Origin of the sequence: Sporosarcina soli (assembly GCF_042655805.1) — a bacterium.
In the GTDB taxonomy this organism is placed as follows: domain Bacteria; phylum Bacillota; class Bacilli; order Bacillales_A; family Planococcaceae; genus Sporosarcina; species Sporosarcina soli.
The window spans coordinates 772,272-790,544 of record NZ_JBHSNO010000005.1 but is presented as its reverse complement, the minus strand read 5'-3'; the positions used below and the strand labels follow the sequence as shown (position 1 = coordinate 790,544).

Genomic DNA, 18,273 nt, shown 5'->3' with positions numbered 1-18,273 from the left:
AACAGAAGGGATGGCCAAATTTATAAATGACAATGGACATAGAGTCAATATGACTAAAGTGGATTATTACGAATGTGACAGGATTTTGACATACGGGAATTGGAATGATATTCATTATTTATGAAGATATTAGGAAAGCATTAATAGGATGCTAGATTCATTTAAAAAGCTTACGTTGGAGGTTTGTCAATTCGTGAAGAAATTGTTAATGACTACGATTGGGTGTATGGCTCTTCTTCTTGTAGGGTGCAATGACAAAGAGGAAATACAAGATGCAAATAAGGACAAACAAGAACAAGAGTCAGTGGAGGTTGATCGAAACGAGGTCGAAGAGGAAAAAGATCTTGTGGAATTTAGCCAGGCACCGTCTGATGCGGCAGCCATCATCGAAGCAGGTGCAGGCGTAAAGATGAAAGAGATACTTGGCTCCTCAACCGAAAAATTAAAGCCTGAAGACCTCGTATTCATGGAAGAGTTTCCAGTGGAAAAGCTGACGATGGATGAGATGTATAACGGAATCGTCGAATGGTTTGCGATGGACTATACTACAGTGCACGATCCGCTCGTAAACTTTGAGCCGGATTATGGCGAATACGGAATCGATAAGCGTGAGAAGAAGCAGCTGAACATCGCGGTCCTCATTGATGCTAGTGGCAGTATGAAAGCGATAATCGGTGGAGAACAGATGATGGCACTGGCGAAAGATGCGGTGAAGCGCTTTGGAGCAGGTCTTCCAGAGGAATCGATCATTTCGCTGCGCGTATATGGTCATGAAGGCACCGGATCGAGTGCGGATAAAGCCATGTCATGTTCGAGCAATGAGCTAATCTATCAGCCCGATTTTTACAATGAAGCCGAATTTACGAATGCTTTAACGAAGTTCGAAGCTGCAGGTTGGACCCCTCTCGCCGCTGCGATCAAAGCAGGGGGAGAAGACTTACGCGTGAAAGCGTCCGAAAAAACGCAAAATATGATTTTTGTTGTCAGTGATGGCGTTGAAACTTGCGGAGGTGATCCGGTCGCAGAAGCCAAAATGCTTGCGGAATCTGATCTTGGAGTCGAGGTGAACGTTATCGGTTTCAATGTGGACAGTGAAGGGCAAAAGAAATTGAAAAAAGTGGCGGATGAAGGAAACGGAAAATACGCAAACGTCAAATCGACAATTGATTTTCAAAATACATTCCAATCGATGTTGGAAGAAGCGAATGCAGTTGTCCGGGAAATGAGTCAAAAAGTGAATCACGGCATGCAAATCGATAATCGGACTATTAAACTGAACGACGAGGTGTTGAAACTAGCATCGTCATTCTATGACTTCGCGGCTCTAGAGAACAGCAATATGCGAGCGGCCGTTAGCGTATTACGCAAGTCCGACAGAATCGATAACGAAACACAATTTGAACTCGTCGACAAATTGGATGAGCGACGTGAAATGATGAATGACTATGGAGAATCGTTAAAAAAGGAAAAACTCGAACTGATCAAGCAAACGCGACAGCAGTTATATGAATCGATGGATTGAGAGGTGACTGACAGTGCGTATATTAATCGATCAAACATTGGGGATACCGGTTTCGAAAGACATGAAAGTAATCATTCGAGAACCATCTTTGAAAAAAAAGCAGAAACTTGAAGAAATTATTGAAAAAAGAGAGAATCGTCTGTTGAAAACCCGATTACCCGTCTTAAAGAGAACGACGGAAGTGGAGCTTGCAGAAATCGGGATGCTTTTAAAAAAGCATCGTCGCATCCTGTACATTTACGATAGTAAGATGACAGACGAGGGCGCATTACAACGGGTCCGCAATTGGTACTTACCCGAATATACACTCCAGATCGTAGATGGTTCGAGGCATCGAGCATATGCGCTTTACTTATTGAAAATGATGGGGGAAGGCTATTCTCCCTCAAGGGCATTGCCACCTGCGAACGGCCATTTGATCAGTAATGTAAAAAGAATCACGGTATCCAATTATCAAAAAATCGGACGCAATCCGAAAAAGAAGTGCTATCTGTTATCAGGAGAACAACTTGAAAATAAAAAAAGTGAAACGAATTTAGCTTTATTAGATCAATTATTGAAAAGTCATCCGGAAACCAAATTTATTGCGGTTGGAAACACGGAAGTTCCCGAAATGGAAAATCTGGAGTATTATCCATTGGAAAAATGGGCCTTCCCAAATTCAGTAAACTATCTTTCTATCTTTCCACTCCCGGAAAGATCTGATCGAAACTAATGTTAACTTGATTCAGCAGTAGTCCCCCTTTTCCATAAGTGGCGGGATGAATGCCAGAATACTTTTCAATCAGAGAGGGGCCAAACTACCTGCTGATTAGAAGAACTCAGGCTAAGTTCGCCGCGTCCTGCGGCAACGCCTGAGTGACCAACATCCTGTTGGCCCAAGCCTCCGGCGGATGTCACAGATTTTGAAAGGAGTTAATTGCGAATAGAACAACGAAGGGTTCGATTTGCTGTATTTCTGCGGTTTTTGCAGAAATTAAGGCACTTCGATTCGCAATTCAAAATCTGGACGCAATTACGCCGAGACGTAATTGATTTGGAGTGGAATTCTGTTGATAGATTCTAAAAGGAAAGCGATCATATTTCTAACAATCTCGTTCATATTGGCGGTTGTGACAGCGGGAGTCGTACTGGTCCAAATCAGTCAAGCACAGGAAAGACTTGGTGAAACGGTGGAAGTTGCCTCTGTGTCAAAGGATGTCCAGTCCTATCGTGAACTCGATATGAACGATATCGAATGGGTGAAATTACCGAAAAACAGTGCGTATTCTTCTTTCATTACAGATAAAAGTGATTTGGAAGAAGTCATTACGATCGTTAATTTGAAATCAGGCGATTTGCTGACAAAAAATTTAGTCCGGAAAAAGTTGGATATCCCGGCGAATGAACGTGTCGTTTGGCTGAATGCAACCGATCTTGTCTTGATCGACCAACAAGTGACGGAAGGTGATCTTGTAGACGTCATTGTCTCAAGGGAAGTCGAAAAAAAAGTGGAAACGAAGAGATTGCTCTCCAATATCAAAGTCGTCCAAATTGAAAAAGGGGCAGAAGGAAGCGAAAGCATTAAAATTTCTTTACCGCTTGAACAAGCTGAAAAACTGATCCACTATCAAAACTTTGCCAAGCAGATCCGTGTCCTTCGTGTGAATCAAGTGAATGACAACAAGGAGGAAGTCGTGGATAAACCGTCCAAACCAATTGTTGAAACAAAGCCTGAAGTGAAAGAAGAGAAAAAGAAAGACGAATCTGTAACGGAAGTTAAGGTGGAAGAAGGAACAAAAAAAGAGAAATGATCATCGGTTTAGAAAGAGAGTTGTGAACGTATGTTCCAAGTGAATGCACTTTTACTGACAGAAGATGAAGAATGGCAAGAACGCATTTCGGAATATGCGGAAAGAAACAGCCTTCATCTGACTGTTGCACAAGAAATACGAAAGATGTTAGGGCAACAACAATATCATATTTACTTATTTGATTTAGATACCGTTCCGCTTCAACAAATGATTCCTCAAATGACTGCAATGAGTGCTGTCATCGGATTGACGAGAAAAGAGAACTTCGAAGTTTCGCGGGAATGGCTCATTAAAGGAGCAAAAGACATCATCGTTTTCCCGGAAGAAAAGCCCAGACTTGAAGCGCTCATACAGGAGATTGTGAACCAGTACACGATACAAAGGGAAGCGGATATGGGATTTGGTACAGGGGAAGTCCATGCTTTCTATAGCGCAAAAGGGGGTAGTGGCTGTACGATTTTGGCGGCCATGATGAGTCAATCATTCAGTGTACACTACCAGAAAAAAGTGCTGCTCATTGATTTGAATGCACAGTACGGCGTGACAGACGCGCTATTTTCCATGCAGCCTCAAAGATCTTATTATGATCTGCTGCCAGTCGTGAATGAAATCGAAATGAGGCATTTGCAAAATATCGCGAACGAACATGTCGATACAGGAGTGTTCGTCATTTCGAGCCCATCCGACCCCGAAAAGACAGAAGAGATCACGGATGAACTAATTGCCAAACTGATACGTGTAGCACGCGCTCATTTCGATCATGTCATATTGGATCTCCCTTCTGCCATGAATTCAATTACATTTACTGCACTTAATGCAGCTACCAAAATACATTACGTCATGACGCCTGATAGTTTAGGTCTCCGATCTTATAAATATGCAAAGGAATTATTCGAGAAGTTTTCCATCGGTGCAGGTATGTCGAAAACGTTATTGTTGAATAAAGTCCATGCCAAAAGTGAAATGACCGCATCTGATATTAAGAAAATAGTCGGAACGGAAATCGAAGCGCAATTTGCGGATGATTTTTATGGTATTCAGTCCAATATCAATATGGGAACCGGATTTTATCGGAATAAAAAGCATAAAGGTGATTCGAAAATCGCAAAAGATATGAAGAAATACATTGATTCCTTTGTATTGAAAGCGAAGGAGTGATGGTATGTCCTGGATAGAAAAAACGTCAAATCGAAAACAGGTAGATGCCAAATGGGCAGTCACGCAATCGCAAGTCGATATCTGGGTAAAGCATTACAAAAGTAGACTGATTAAAGAAGCGAACTTGGAAAGCATCATCGTCCTGAATCCGATGGAGCGAAAACAGACGATCGAAAGACTTGTTTTGCAAATGATCAACGAAGAGAGAGTCATTATACCGAATGACCAGATTGAAGAAATCATTCAACAGCTCATCAATGAATCTGTCGGGTATGGCCCGCTTGAAGCGTTGCTGAGAGATGATTCGATCACAGAAATTATGGTGAACGGACCGAATGATGTGTTTATTGAAAGAAATGGGAAGCTCGAGCAATCCGGCGTGCGTTTTAACAATGATGAGCATGTTCGGCACATTATCGATCGAATTATCGCGCCTTTAGGCCGTAGAATCGATGAAAGCTCACCGATGGTGGATGCCCGTCTCCTAGATGGGAGCCGTGTGAATGCAGTGATTCCGCCAATCAGCTTGGATGGACCTTCCATTTCTATCCGGAAATTCAAAAAGGACCCTTTTTCACTCGAAGATTTGATGGCTTTTGACAGTTTCTCGATGGAAATGGGGGAATTCTTAAAAGCAGCTGTTCAAGCGAAGACCAATATTCTTGTTTCCGGGGGGACCGGGAGCGGGAAGACAACGCTGTTGAATGTATTATCGGCATCGATTCCCAAAGGGGAAAGAATTGTGACAATCGAGGATATGGCAGAGCTCCGTTTTTCCTATGACAACCTTGTCCGTTTAGAGGCACGGCCGCCGAATATGGAAGGGACCGGAGAAGTGATGATTCGCCATTTAGTGAAGAACGCGCTCAGAATGCGACCAGATAGAATTATTGTCGGAGAAGTCAGGGGCTCTGAAGCGATCGACATGCTTCAGGCGATGAACACCGGTCACGAAGGGTCGCTTACAACGGTTCACGCAAATAGCCCGAAAGATGCGCTCGGCCGATTGGAAGCAATGGTTATCATGGCCGGGTTGCCGCTGACAGTCGATGTCATCCGTGGCTATTTTGTCGGGGCATTGGATTTGATCGTTCAAACATCCCGTTTCTCAGATGGGAAGAGAAGAATAGTGAATATCGCAGAACTGATCGAAGAAGACGGTGAAATCATCGCGAAAGATATTTTCGCATTTCATCGACAAGCGACATTAGCCGATGGACGCATTGAAGGGGAGTTCCGGGCGACAGGCTATCGGCCTAAATTGATGGATCGTTTCACCAGTTACGGAATTGTGTTTGATGAAACGATTTTCAAAGAAGGTATGTACGTATGAGTTGGACATACCCTTTGCTTACTTTCACCATCTTTACATTCTGCCTTTCCATTTATTACTTGCTCCGGGCAAGGCGTCAAAAAGAGACGAAAAAACGTGTGGAAGACTGGTTCGAAACGGAACTGCAACAGGAACGGAACAGTGTTGTGTTGTTATTGGGGAACCTGTTCGACCGATCCGAACTTTCACAGGAATTGGAAAACAAACTGAAACAGGCGAATCTATCCTTAAAACCTTCTGAATATATGGGGATTTATATTTTATTATTATGCCTCTTCACGTTTATCAATCACTTTTTGTTAGGTTTGTACTTCCTGATGTCTTTATTAATCGCATACTTGATTGTCATGGGAAGTTCAAAAGCATTTTTGGGTTCCCGGAAAAATAAACGGACCGAATCTTTCAATCGTCAATTGCCTGAAATCTGCCGATCCATGTCGAATGGGATTAAGGCGGGACAAACGATACCGCAAGCGATTGAGATGGTTGCACACAATACGAAAGCACCAAATGGGCCAGAGTTTCAAAGGTTTGATCAGCAATTGAAATTAGGGGATAGCTTGGAAACAGTCATGAATGGATTCCGTCAACGTGTACCAAGTAAGGACGTCGCAATATTTGTCAGTACCATTTTGATTCAACAGCGGGTTGGGGGGAACTTATCAGCTGTCTTGTCGAATATGGCCGAAACGCTTGAAGAACGCAATAGGATCCATAAAGAGATTTCCACAGTTACTGCGGAAAGCCGTTCTATTGCATATATTCTCGTTGTCATGCCATTTTTAATGGCACTGATGATGAACTTGTTCATAAAAGGATTCTTGAATGTCCTCTTTACACCGTTCGGACTGATTTTGTTCGTCGTCTTTGTTGCAATTGTACTGTGTGGGTTCCTGCTCATTAAAAGGATTACGGATATAAGGGTGTAGCGTATGGAGATTATTGGTTTTTTCTCGATTGTCATGTTCTGCTTGATTTTAATTTTCCTCTTCATCGGTTTTCTGTATTGCTATTTATATATTGCTAAAAAAGAAAATCTGATGCGTTCACAAGGCTATCCAAAAGAGCGGAAAAAGAAAGTTTCACTACGTGAACGGATTATGGAACCATTGGTGAAATGGGGAATAAAAGCAGGTCCTGTCGGAATGAAATATCCCCTTTTTCTGAATGTAGACAAACATGAGAAATGGTTGAAGGAAGCAGGTAGACCGCTCGGACTGACGTTGGAATCTTTTTTCGGTTTCCGATTCGTCACGGGTCTGATTGGTTTGCTTTTCGGTAGTTTTTATACTTTTTTAGGGTTGCCATTTGCTCTCATCATTTTAATGGTAGCCATTATGGGGGGCTTCTTCGGACCTTCTGCTTGGCTGTACTTTTCTGCAGTGCGACGTCAAGAGGAAATCAGCATGATGATGCCGGATTTCTTGGACACAGTGAGTGTATCCTTGCAGGCCGGAGTCAGTTTGGATGGCGCATTGAAGCATGTGACCAGTCAATTGGAAGGACCGCTTAGTGAAGAAATCGACCGTTTTAATAAGGAGGTGGAACTGGGCGTTCAAAGAAACACCGCATATCACAATTTGATGGATCGCAACTCATCAAAAGAATTACAAACACTTGTCAATGCACTGATTCAAGGCTCTACATTAGGGGTGGCGGTTGCAAGGACCTTTAAACTGCAAGCGGAAGACTTGCGGATTACAAGAGGATTTACTGCGAAGGAAAAAGCGGCGAAAGCGAATCCGCAAGTGACACTAGTAACAACGTTTTTTATTGCTCCAGCTGTATTTGGATTTATTATGGGTTTAATTGTACTGAATATCATTTATAATCCAGCTGCGTTTGGATTGGATGTTTTCATGCGCTAAATTACAACAATAACGGAGGTTCTGACAATGATGAAAAAACTAATGACAAAAATGAATGAAAAGTATTTTGGATATGTTCGAAATGAAAAAGGAGCACAAGCGCTTGAATGGGTTGCACTTGGACTCGTCGTCATCGCGATCATGTCCGTCATTGCGATGGGAATCCAAGGATCCAGTATCGGTGAGACGATCATTTCGAAATTGGAAGAAATGATTCAAGGGATTGGTTCTTAATTGAGTTCGGAGTGATATGTGATGTTAAAAGAATGGAGTTCCTACGTAAAGAACGAAAGAGGGTCGCAGGCGCTTCAATTTGTCGGTATGTTTCCCCTCATCATTCTATCCATGCTGATCATTTGGCAAGTCGGACTCATTTCCTATTCTGTCGTCGTTGCAGAAGCGGCTGCCCGGGACGGGGCAAGGGCCGCCTCTGCGCATGATGATAATTGGGAAGAGATTGCACGAAATTCAGCGTACGGTTTAGAAGTGGAAGTGTCGGGGGGACCAGGAACCGACGTCGCAACAGTCAAAGTGAAAGCGAAAGCACCGATTATCAGTTTACCTTTAATTAACAGTATGAAATTTGAATTTACAGCAGATGCCGTTATGCCGATGGAGAAAAAGAAGGATGAGACAGATGAACGGTTTCCGTAAGATTATACAGAATGAACGAGGCGACGGATTGATGCTTGTCATGGTCGGCATCCTGTTGACATCGGTTTTCATCTGCTTTGTGTTCTTCGATTTCTCAAATGTGTTTATTAATAAACGCGTGACACAAACCGGTGCGGACGCAGCAGCGCTTGCAGGGGCTAAAAGTTCTTCGGAGTATATGAGCGAAATCTTGCAAGAAAAAGTCGAAGAGGAGCTCGAAGATGTGACACGTTCATGGGAAGCTTATTTGGCCGCGGCGTTGGATGAAGAAAAAAGTATCGCAGAACTTTTCGATGAGTTTATTGAAAGTGTAGAAAACAGCCGTGGGAAATCGATGCCAGGCGACATAAGAAACTACATATGGAGTGGTAGCGGGCAAGTCGAAGGTAATCCGGCGCTACGCTTCTTTTTCAAAGATAATGAGATCAGTGTCATGGCTTGTAAGGCGGTAAGGGACAACCTTCCATCATCGTATAGGGAAGCGACCGCTTTCGCAGAAGAAAATCAAAATGATCGACTTGTCGACTATCAGTTTTTGGAAGACGAGTTTAAAATCTATGCAAAAACGGAACGAAACGGGCAATACATTACAGTTCCGGATTCATCTGTCAAGGCTATTTCCGCTCAAGCTTCCATTCAGATCGGCTCACCGAAAGATGTGCAAATCGCATGTCCTTGATAGATCCCCATGCCTTCATTCGTATTGAAAATGAAATGAACGTTCACTTTCTACACGAATGCAGGCATTATTTTTTATTGATGAAGTAAAAAGAAGGAGAAGGTACTTATGGAATTTTCGACAGCGAAATGGACAGCTGGTATTTTAGGTTTTTTGGCGGTCTTAGCCATTACGGTTTATTTCATCCTAGATGAAAAAGATATGATGATACCGGCTTTTTCAGCAAATATTTTACCAATCTTGACGGTGACGATGGTACCGGTCATCTTCCTGCTCGGAGCGATGCTGATGGCTTATTCCAAGAAAGAGGAGCGCATCTCCAAAAACAGTTTTCAAAGGGCATTGGTACTGATCGCCTGTCTTGTTCTTTACAAAGTAGCAACCGGCTATTTCTCCTAATCGAAGCATGGCAAATGAAAGTTTGCTTCAGGACAAGATAGGAAGGGTGTGAAATGAATTGGAGAGAAATATAAAAGTCGGGGTACTAATTGCTGTTTTCTTAACTTGTTTTTTGATGAATAACACCAAACTTGTAGTTGCAGATGTAACGGATATTGAATATGACTCTCCTTCGTTCGTCAAAACAGACCCAACAGGATCGGATCAGAATGATTCCGCGGATACGGGTGATAATCGAAATTGGTTTGAAAAATTACTTGATTTAGCAGAGGAAAAATGGGACGACGCTAAAGAATACATGCAAGATGAATGGGAGAAATTTAAAGATTGGTCCTATGAAAAATGGGAGGACTTTAAAGAATGGGCTCCTGAAGCATGGGACAAAGCGACAGATTGGATGTGGGATGGACTTACAGCCATCGGTGATTTCTTTGTAGCGGTCTGGGAAAACGAATGGGTGCAAGTCGTTGTAGGTGCAGTCGTTGCGACAGGTGTCATCATTGGAGGCTTGCTATTAGTTGGGACGCCGATCGGCTGGGGAATTCTCGCAGTTGTCGGTGGAGGAGCGCTCCTCGGCGGAGGGATTTATAAGCTTTTGGCGGGGGACAATTTTAGCTTTTTAGGATCGCTATTATCATCCTTAGGAGGAGGACTTTTAGGATTAGGTATTTTTGCCGGAATCACTTCAGGATTTTTTGCAGTAGCAGGTAACGCTACTCGAATATTTCTAGTAAATAATTTTGTGAAAGCACGCATATGGGGCTCGTTAGCAGTTGCAGTTATTCGACAAAACCTTGTCAATAGTTGGGCGACATTCATGTTACATACAAGGGTAGGGCTCAGTATGTGGGGGGCAAAAATAGCGAGCGGTGCGGCTTATCTTGGTTCCCAAATAGCACGATTTGGCGCTTTTTTAGCGTCTAAAATTGCCCCGCAAGGATGGAAGATATGGGCGAGAAATGCAGGTTTAGCCGGGACAATGGGGGCCTTTTTTAACGGCTACCTTTATTTTGCAACGACGTCACCTGAAGAAAGGGCTTGGAAGGATCTCTTGATAGAAACGGCTATCGGCGGTGCTTCTGGGGTACTGTTAAGTCCTTTTTTATTAGTACAGACATTAAAAACAGGTGGTAAGATCTTCCTGGCTGGCTATGCAGGATTGGAAAACTTTCTGATTGAAGGGTTGAAAAGCGGAGAGTGGACTTGGCAGAGTGCTGTTATTGGAGCGGCTGCTGGTTTATTCGTCGGTTATGTCGTTTCGCCGATGTTAACGAATGGGACAAAGTTATTGAAAGGACTGCTTAATGGTGGAAAGACGGATTTACACACAGTAGACGACATTCTTGTGGATAATGCCACAAAACCATTCGGGGCAGATATGCGTTCGGACCTAAATAAAACCTTCGACAACTACGATATCAATAGCCAGAATGGAGGGAAAGACGTCTCGGATCATAAACTAAGACCGGATCCGCAAATAGAGCCGAAACAAACACCGGACATGGATCCGAGACTGGACCTGCAATCAGATCCGAAGCCAGAGCCACAGCCGGATTCGAAACCGGATCCGCAGCCAGATCCGAAGCCAGAGCCACAGCCAGATCCGAAGCCAGAGCCACAGCCAGATCCGAAGCCAGAGCCACAGCCAGATCCGAAGCCAGAGCCACAGCCAGATCCGAAGCCAGAGCCACAGCCAGATCCGAAGCCAGAGCCGCAGCCAGATCCGAAGCCAGAGCCACAGCCAGATCCGAAGCCAGAGCCACAGCCGGATCCGAAGCCAGAGCCACAGCCGGATCCGAAGCCAGAGCCACAGCCAGATCCGAAGCCAGAGCCACAGCCGGATCCGAAGCCAGAGCCACAGCCGGATCCGAAACCGGAGCCACAACCGGATCAAACTCCGGATGAGGATTCGAATGATGGACAGGAGCTGGACGCCGGGGATAATAAGGTAGATAATCTGGATGAAGTTGAAAATGGTGCCCATTCATCTGATGATGTGGATGATCGTGAGAAGGATTCAGAACGAAGTGTGTCAGAAAATCAACCAACCACGCAGAACAATCGATTTGAAGGACCGCAACCTTCCTTTGCGAAATAATGATTGCCATCATGAAGAGGTGGTTCTCCTGTCATAAGGAAGAACTATGAACATATGGATCATAGAAGTGCATCGTAAAAGATATGCCGCAAAAGGGATACGGGTCTTCGTTGATAGGGAAATACTAAAGAGAATGAAAGGGTGTGTCCATGAGTTCGATGACACCAGCAACTGAAGAAATTGCAGAAAAAAGAATCGGCATGACGTTGTTTATTCATGCTACCCTACTAGTAGGTTCCAGTGCGATTCCTGAAGAGGACTTTCTCCTATGGTTTCCGATCAATTTGACCATCGAAACGTTGATTATTATCCAATTACTTAGAATGTGGAAAAAGTATAAATATAACACGAAACAATATTATACGATCCAAGTCTACTGGATGCTGATCGGTTTGTCGTATTTCGCAATGGCACCGATTGTGAAAGTGATGTACTATACACCTTCTTTTTGGCCCGTACTCATTGTAACGGTCCTCCTGTTTGTTTATGCGCATTTGATAAGAGAAAAAATAGCAGAAGTATTCGTCAATCCAAAGAAAGAGAGACAGCTTCGCCTTTGGCCGGTATCCCTTAGTATTCTTATCCTTGTTGGCATACTGATCATGGCCATTTTTCGTGCTCAATCGTATCATCCTAACCTTGGAATCGCTGTTTTTTTATATCTAATAGGGGGGATGGCAGTGTTTCTCGCTACGCCTTTTTCACTTTCGGGTGAGCGGCTTGAGGAACTGAAAGGGGAGAGCGCCGATTGAAGCAATTGACTAAACAGACGTTGATCGCATCTATACTTCCGTTACTATCTGGTCTGATGGTTCTTTTCATGCCGGACTTTGATGCAGTTTTTGCGTGGTTGACGATTGGCATATACCTTCTATTGATCATGCTTCCGGGGATTCTTTATTTGAAGTATAAAAATAGAAAAAATAAAGAAATTGTATATCGTCTGACTGCAAAATATATGATGTATGCTTTTCTGCTGTTTTGGATATTTCCGATTCTTAAACTATTCTCAAATAACTCGGTAGTCCAGTTTTTGCTACTAGCTATTTTCATAAGCATGCTCTATTTGGCCAGGTATGACCAGAATACGAAAGTGCCGATTATCTTTCCCGGGGATGATAAAAAACATAAAAAAATTGCCTATGTTTATTATGCACTGCCATTACTGTTTTTGATACCGGTAGCAGGAAGTGGAAATGTCGTCGCCGCCCGCCGTATGGCCGAGCAATTAGGTCATAGTAAGACGATGATGCTATTTTCAATTGTCATTTATCTCTTTTCCTGTTGGCTCCTCTTTTTCTTTAGCTCGATCACTTATAAATCCCATGTTAAAGAGGGTTTTTTGGATGAATGAACGAACCTTTGAATTTTGATGAATAAAAAGCGTTTCCTCACTCCAAGAAGGGAGTGGAGAAACGCTTTTGTTTATGTCTAGGCTCCGGGGGCCCTACGCTTTTGTTTCTTTACTCTGCTTTTTTCACTTGTTTCGTATTATAGATGAAATTGGAGACGATTTTGGCTGCTTGTTCCCGAGTTGTCGACTTACCAGGCATGAAATTACCGTCAGAGCCGTTTACGATGCCCAGTTCATGTAACATGGAGATTGCGTTGACCGCTTCAGCCCCATAGTTTCCGAAATCATTATAAGGGGCTTTGGTAGATGCTTTATAGGTTTCGCCCGTGTAGCTTTCGAAAGCACGTTCAAGCATTAATGCGAATTGTGCCCGTGTCACTTTTTCGCTTGGCATGAACTTGCCATCGATGCCTTTGATCAGGCCATTTTCATAAGCTGCTGCAATTTCAGCCTTTGTGTCGTCTGCATAACTGCTAATGTCACTGAATGGGGCAGTGCCTTCCGCTTTCAAATCGAGTGAGCGGACAATCCAGGAGGCCGCTTGCGCCCGTGTCATTTCTTGTGAAGGAGCGAAAGTCGTATCGGACCCTTTTAGCACGCCGCGGTAATAGAGATCGGATACGTATGGATATGCCCAGTGATCGTATGCCAAATCGCTATATGGCACTTTGGCAAGGATACGTCCTTCAATCCCAGTATAGATTATTCCGATGGATTTCATATGATCTGCGAAGTTCTCCCAGTCGGAGAATCCAGGTTCGCTTGCACGGCCTGCCTCATATGCTTTACCTAGCGCTTCGAAGCCGTCTCCACCACGAGCTGTGAAAACATTTGTTGCTGCTTTGTACATTTTGTCATCTTCGATTTCTTTCCCATCAATTTGAATCGAAATGATTCGACTTCCTGCTTCTGCTTCACCGTCGAAGATATACTTCATTCCTGCGACATGTAGGAAACCGCCCGATTCTTTCGGGTATTCTTTCACAGCATGCTCAAATGTGGATTTTAACTCCGCTCCGCTTAGCTCGACGATGGCAAGTGGATTTCCGAAAGGTAGAACAGAGAGCACCTCGCCATATGTAATCGACCCTTTATCAATGGATGTTCGGATGCCGCCTCCATTTTGAAATGCAATGACTGTGTCCGGATCGATTTCTTTGGCGCGTTTCAACATTCCATCTGTAATCAAGTTCCCTAGGTTCGTTTCACCGGCACGGACACCGCCGAGATCACGCAACCCACTCAGGAATACTCCCGCTGTCGCACCAATCGGTTTTTCTGTCGTCGCTTTTACTTGATCGGCGAACGGTTTCAAGATAGCTGCCGCTTCCGCATCTTGTTCAGCGTTTTCTCCACCAATCGCATGGAGGACTCCTGCATAGTCTTTAATCACACCGTTTTCATCGAAAGTGACGTCCAGTTGGCCTAAAAATTTATTGTATTCATTCGCTTGGACGATGACGACAGGCTCTGTATCTTTATTCAGAACATAAGGCTCGTCCAGTTTCACATGTGTATGACCGCCGACAATAATATCGATGCCAGGAACATTTTCTGCCAGTAAAATATCATTGTCATACTTCGGAGAATCGTCGAAGCCGATATGTGTAAGGGCAATAATTTTGTTGACGCCTGCTTCTTCAAATGCAGAGACTGCGGCTTTCGCTTCCGTAATATAGTTCGTGAAGGTCACTTTGTCGGGGCTCGCAATATCGACCGTTTCTTCCGTCGTCAAACCGAAAATCCCAATTTTTTCACCATTCACTTCTTTAATGATGCCATTATAGATCTTGCCATCCTCTGCATCGGCGGTGATGTCTTTTGTCTGCAGCCCATCAAAGTGCGCATCAGCAGAGAAATCGACATTCGCAGAAACGAATGGGAATTTCGCCCCTTTCACGAAGTTAGCAAGCGCTTTGTGGCCTTCCGATGATCCACCGAGGTCGAATTCATGGTTGCCGAAAGTCATCGCATCATAGCCGAGATAGTTCATGATGGCGAGATCGGCTTGCCCTTGAAATTCATTGAAGTAAAGTGTACCGGAGAAAACATCACCCGCGTCGAGCAGCACGTTATACGGCTTTTCCGCCCTCAATTCTTTGACAAGTGCTGCACGTTCAGCCGTTGTCGCAAGATTTGCGTGTGTGTCATTCGTATGGAACACCGTTAGTGAAAAATCCCCTGTTGCTGCAACCGGTGTTTCGGCAGCGAGAGCAGGAGTCGTTGCAGCTATACTCATCAATAGCATGGCAGCTGCAGTCCCTTTGAAATATTTTGTCGTCATCTTGCACCATCCTTTGCGTTTTTTGACTATTCTCACGGCGTCAAAGTCTATGAGTAAATTACTAAATAGTCTGTCCTTTTAGTTTATCACAAAGCTCAGTTTGGACAAATGACTATTTAGTAAATATTTCTAGACAATCAAAAAAAAGAGTGTAGATAGATCTACACTCTTTGAATAGCTTATGGAGCTGAATAGTACTGTACGAGCCCTTGATAGATCGACTCTGCATAGATTTCCAAGTATTCATCACTTGTCAGTTTCTTGAAATCATCCGCATTTGAAATAAAGGCTAGTTCGACAAGAACAGCAGCGATATTGTTATTCCGGATGACATAGAAGCGATTGTCTTTCACACCACGGTTCACCATATCCGCTCTTTTGACAAGGTTGTTCTGGATGTAAGTTGCCAACGATTTACTTTCTGCCGAGTTGGCATTCGTTGACGAGTCAAAGTACGTTTCCGTACCTTTTGCGGATGAAGCAGCCGCGGAATTGACATGGATGGAAACAAAAGCTTCCGCATAATGTTTTTTCGCGAATTCAGTCCGCTCTTCCAAGGAAAGGAATGTATCATTGGAACGGGTCATCAGAACTTTTGCCCCTGCTTTTTGCAGTTTTCCTTCTACAAGTTTGGCTACTTTCAATGTAATGCTTTTTTCTGTCACTTTATTTTTCGTAGCGCCCCCATCATGTGCGCCGTGACCAGCATCAATGACGATAATCCGATCCTTGAGTGCTCCACCTTTTTGGTTAAGCAATTTCAAATAGGATTTATGAACATAACCTGTTTGTGAATTGACATGGATTTTCGCCCAATTGCCGTCTAGTGAAAGGACGGAAACTGTTTGCCCCTTTTTCAACGTGCTGATAACCACTGAATTGGTGCCAGGGCCTTCCCGCATGTTCAAGCTACTGACAGTCACTTTTCCTAGCAGATCACTCGTAATGGATGGTTGTTCCGGCTGAACTGGAGGTTCAGGCAATTCCGTTCCAACTTCAACGGTATAGCGGCCGTTAATATAGCCTTCTTCGTCATCCAGTAAAACGAGCAACCAATCTCCGGATTGAGCAATCACTTCGACGATATCACCATGCTTTAAACGTGCGATGATGGAGCCATCGACGGATGGTAAAGTGCGTACGTTCAGTGTATCGCCGCCCGTGTTCACTTTGACAAAATACGTGCTCGATGTTTGGTCAGGTGATTTGACGGGTAACTTATACTTATCATTTAATGCACGTGCAACGAACAGTGCGAAATGTTTACGAGTCAAATGGTTATTCGGCAGAAATTTACCGCTGTCGCCTTGTGTAATGCCTGCATAATAGAGACCGTTAATGCGTTCGGCGTAGGCATGTCCTTTCATATCGCTTAACAGGAGCGGATGATCGGCAGTGATCTTTTCAGAAAGGTTGAACGCGACTGCTAATGCATTCCCCATTTCGCCACGCTTCAGTTTTTCATTCGGTTTGAAGCTGCCGTCAGCGGCCGTTTTAAAATAGCCGAGTGAAACGGCACGACTTGCGAATTCATACTGTTCCGTACCCGCTTTCAAATCTTTGAATTTGATGGAAGGGGTCGGGATGTTCTGTTTCTTGGTCGCGATGACGAGCATTTTAGCGGCTTGTGCCCGCGTCAGATTGTCGTTCGGGTTGAACTTGGCAACTTTGTTAATAATACCGAGTTCAGCTATGTAATGAACTTGCTCATAATGCTCATCATTTTTTGATACATCCGTGAACTGGAACTGGGCAGAAGAATGTGTAGGAACTACGGAAACAAGCGCGAAAAAGATCGCAATTGTTACAGCCCACTTAATTGTTTTCATTGTATCCTCCCTTAGTATACTAGAATCATAGTTTCATTTTAACAGCGAATGGCGTATAAAGCCATAATGATATTTAACTATATTCGACTTTTTTTTACAAAAAAGACTGGAAGTCCCAGTTGTGGAACATCCAGTCTTCCTTCATTCATTATTTTTTCAGGCGATCGATGAATGTCTGAAATTGTTTAGCAGTGACATTATCATTCAGTCCGAAATTGCCGTCTCCATAACCTGTAGTGATGTTATGAAGGTAAAGCGTATTTATATAGTCATGCGCCCAATGATCAGCAGGTACGTCTTTAAAGGATGCTGGTGTGGAGCCTTCAAGATCGAATGCTTCCACTAGCACTTTCGCAAGTTGTGCCCGCGTCAACAGACCATCCGGATTGAATTCTCCATTGTTACCTGAGAAGATACCAGCTTCAGCGACCGCCGCTATTGCACCAGCGCTCTGATGGTCGGCGGATACGTCAGAAAAGACGGATTGCGTGCTTGTACTTGTCAAATTGAGTTCTTTGGAGAGCGTTTCGGCAATTTCAGCGCGTGTTGCATAGTCGATCTTCTTAGATTTCAGTGAATCGTCAGCGGCTACCATTTTTTCAGAAGAGAAATCTTTCACACGCTTAGCCCCGATATAGCGGCTACCCCAATAGGCAGGGTCATTAATAGAAGAAATCATGACGCCTTTACTAGTAGAAGAGTGAATGAATTTCCCGGCACCAATGTAGATACCGTTGTGTGAAACACCTTTACCAGTTGTATTGAAGAAGACAATGTCTCCAATTTGAAGAGCATTTTTAGCAACGGACGTTCCTGTTTTATACATTTGTCCAGTCGTTCTTGGTAAGGAAATCCCTTCCTTTTCAAACACATACTGCACGAAACCAGAACAGTCGAAACCGGAAGTGGTTGTCCCACCGTAAACGTATGGGGTACCTATATAAGCGCGTGCTGTATTCACGAGCGAAGTTGTTGAACTTGCAGAAGCCATTGACGGAATAGACGTTGAAATAAGTAGACTTGCTAAAACATAAAAAAACAAACGTTTCATTTTGTTACTCAAATTCCCCTTTCGCACGTCTATAACCCGCGTGCTTTGTCTGTGAACCATCTTAGCATAGGTAAACCTATTATTTGATTACAGTTATATTACAAGTGGGTTACAAAAGGGAGAATCATAGAGAATGAAGTTGAAAAGCGCTAAATGACAAAGTTTATTCAACCTGTCATTTGGCGCTTTTTGTATTTTTATAATATAGATGGGGAGGGGAAGAGTCGGATTCAACTCGATGTGTTATAATC

17 protein-coding genes are annotated in these 18,273 nt (G+C 43.6%); 14 read left to right on the top strand and 3 right to left on the bottom strand.

Annotated features, from left to right (window positions below; all coding sequences use genetic code 11):
• Positions 1-193 precede the first annotated feature (193 nt).
• The 14 genes from ACFPRA_RS08045 to ACFPRA_RS07980 all read left to right on the top strand — a co-directional run bounded on the left by ACFPRA_RS08045 (position 194) and on the right by ACFPRA_RS07980 (position 12,858).
• On the top strand, positions 194-1,522 hold the full coding sequence (locus ACFPRA_RS08045; RefSeq protein WP_381432460.1) for a vWA domain-containing protein: 1,329 nt from the start codon (positions 194-196) through the stop codon (positions 1,520-1,522).
• A gap of 13 nt (positions 1,523-1,535) precedes the next feature.
• Positions 1,536-2,237, top strand: coding sequence for a hypothetical protein (locus ACFPRA_RS08040; protein ID WP_381432458.1), 702 nt, complete (start codon positions 1,536-1,538; stop codon positions 2,235-2,237).
• Positions 2,238-2,574: 337 nt separating this feature from the next.
• Entirely contained in the window at positions 2,575-3,315 is a 741-nt protein-coding gene (gene cpaB, locus ACFPRA_RS08035) for a Flp pilus assembly protein CpaB (protein ID WP_381432456.1), read from the top strand.
• 30 nt (positions 3,316-3,345) lie between these two features.
• Positions 3,346-4,473: a CpaE/TadZ family protein gene (locus ACFPRA_RS08030; protein WP_381432454.1), complete on the top strand. Its 1,128-nt coding sequence runs from the start codon at positions 3,346-3,348 to the stop codon at positions 4,471-4,473.
• A gap of 4 nt (positions 4,474-4,477) precedes the next feature.
• Positions 4,478-5,806: a CpaF family protein gene (locus ACFPRA_RS08025; protein ID WP_381432452.1), complete on the top strand. Its 1,329-nt coding sequence runs from the start codon at positions 4,478-4,480 to the stop codon at positions 5,804-5,806.
• On the top strand, positions 5,803-6,735 hold the full coding sequence (locus ACFPRA_RS08020; protein WP_381432450.1) for a type II secretion system F family protein: 933 nt from the start codon (positions 5,803-5,805) through the stop codon (positions 6,733-6,735). Before ACFPRA_RS08025 ends, ACFPRA_RS08020 begins: the two co-directional genes overlap by 4 nt.
• Before the next feature lie 3 nt (positions 6,736-6,738).
• Positions 6,739-7,674 (top strand): type II secretion system F family protein, encoded by a 936-nt coding sequence (locus ACFPRA_RS08015; RefSeq protein ID WP_381432448.1) that lies wholly within the window; start codon positions 6,739-6,741, stop codon positions 7,672-7,674.
• A 27-nt stretch (positions 7,675-7,701) separates the two neighbouring features.
• The gene (locus ACFPRA_RS08010) at positions 7,702-7,908 is read left to right on the top strand and encodes a hypothetical protein (protein WP_381432446.1); all 207 of its coding nucleotides are present in this window, start codon (positions 7,702-7,704) and stop codon (positions 7,906-7,908) included.
• A gap of 21 nt (positions 7,909-7,929) precedes the next feature.
• On the top strand, positions 7,930-8,328 hold the full coding sequence (locus ACFPRA_RS08005; protein WP_381432444.1) for a TadE/TadG family type IV pilus assembly protein: 399 nt from the start codon (positions 7,930-7,932) through the stop codon (positions 8,326-8,328).
• Positions 8,303-9,007, top strand: a complete 705-nt coding sequence (locus tag ACFPRA_RS08000) for a pilus assembly protein TadG-related protein (RefSeq protein WP_381432442.1) — start codon at positions 8,303-8,305, stop codon at positions 9,005-9,007. The genes ACFPRA_RS08005 and ACFPRA_RS08000 overlap by 26 nt, the downstream gene beginning before the upstream one ends.
• Before the next feature lie 108 nt (positions 9,008-9,115).
• A complete protein-coding gene (locus ACFPRA_RS07995; RefSeq protein WP_381432440.1) occupies positions 9,116-9,406 on the top strand; it encodes a hypothetical protein in 291 nt (96 codons plus the stop codon).
• 58 nt (positions 9,407-9,464) lie between these two features.
• Positions 9,465-11,504 carry a hypothetical protein gene (locus ACFPRA_RS07990; protein WP_381432438.1) on the top strand — a complete coding sequence of 680 codons (2,040 nt, stop codon included), beginning with the start codon at positions 9,465-9,467 and terminating at the stop codon, positions 11,502-11,504.
• Positions 11,505-11,653: 149 nt separating this feature from the next.
• The gene (locus ACFPRA_RS07985; protein ID WP_381432436.1) at positions 11,654-12,256 is read left to right on the top strand and encodes a hypothetical protein; all 603 of its coding nucleotides are present in this window, start codon (positions 11,654-11,656) and stop codon (positions 12,254-12,256) included.
• Positions 12,253-12,858, top strand: coding sequence for a hypothetical protein (locus ACFPRA_RS07980; RefSeq protein WP_381432434.1), 606 nt, complete (start codon positions 12,253-12,255; stop codon positions 12,856-12,858). The genes ACFPRA_RS07985 and ACFPRA_RS07980 overlap by 4 nt, the downstream gene beginning before the upstream one ends.
• Before the next feature lie 109 nt (positions 12,859-12,967).
• On the opposite strand, the gene ACFPRA_RS07975 is transcribed toward ACFPRA_RS07980, so the two are convergent.
• From ACFPRA_RS07975 to ACFPRA_RS07965, 3 genes are all read right to left on the bottom strand, one after another.
• Positions 12,968-15,142 carry a 5'-nucleotidase C-terminal domain-containing protein gene (locus ACFPRA_RS07975; RefSeq protein WP_381432432.1) on the bottom strand — a complete coding sequence of 725 codons (2,175 nt, stop codon included), beginning with the start codon at positions 15,140-15,142 and terminating at the stop codon, positions 12,968-12,970.
• Between the two features lie 179 nt (positions 15,143-15,321).
• Positions 15,322-16,971 (bottom strand): N-acetylmuramoyl-L-alanine amidase, encoded by a 1,650-nt coding sequence (locus ACFPRA_RS07970; protein WP_381432430.1) that lies wholly within the window; start codon positions 16,969-16,971, stop codon positions 15,322-15,324.
• Between the two features lie 148 nt (positions 16,972-17,119).
• On the bottom strand, positions 17,120-18,022 hold the full coding sequence (locus ACFPRA_RS07965; protein ID WP_381432427.1) for a C40 family peptidase: 903 nt from the start codon (positions 18,020-18,022) through the stop codon (positions 17,120-17,122).
• Positions 18,023-18,273 lie beyond the last annotated feature (251 nt).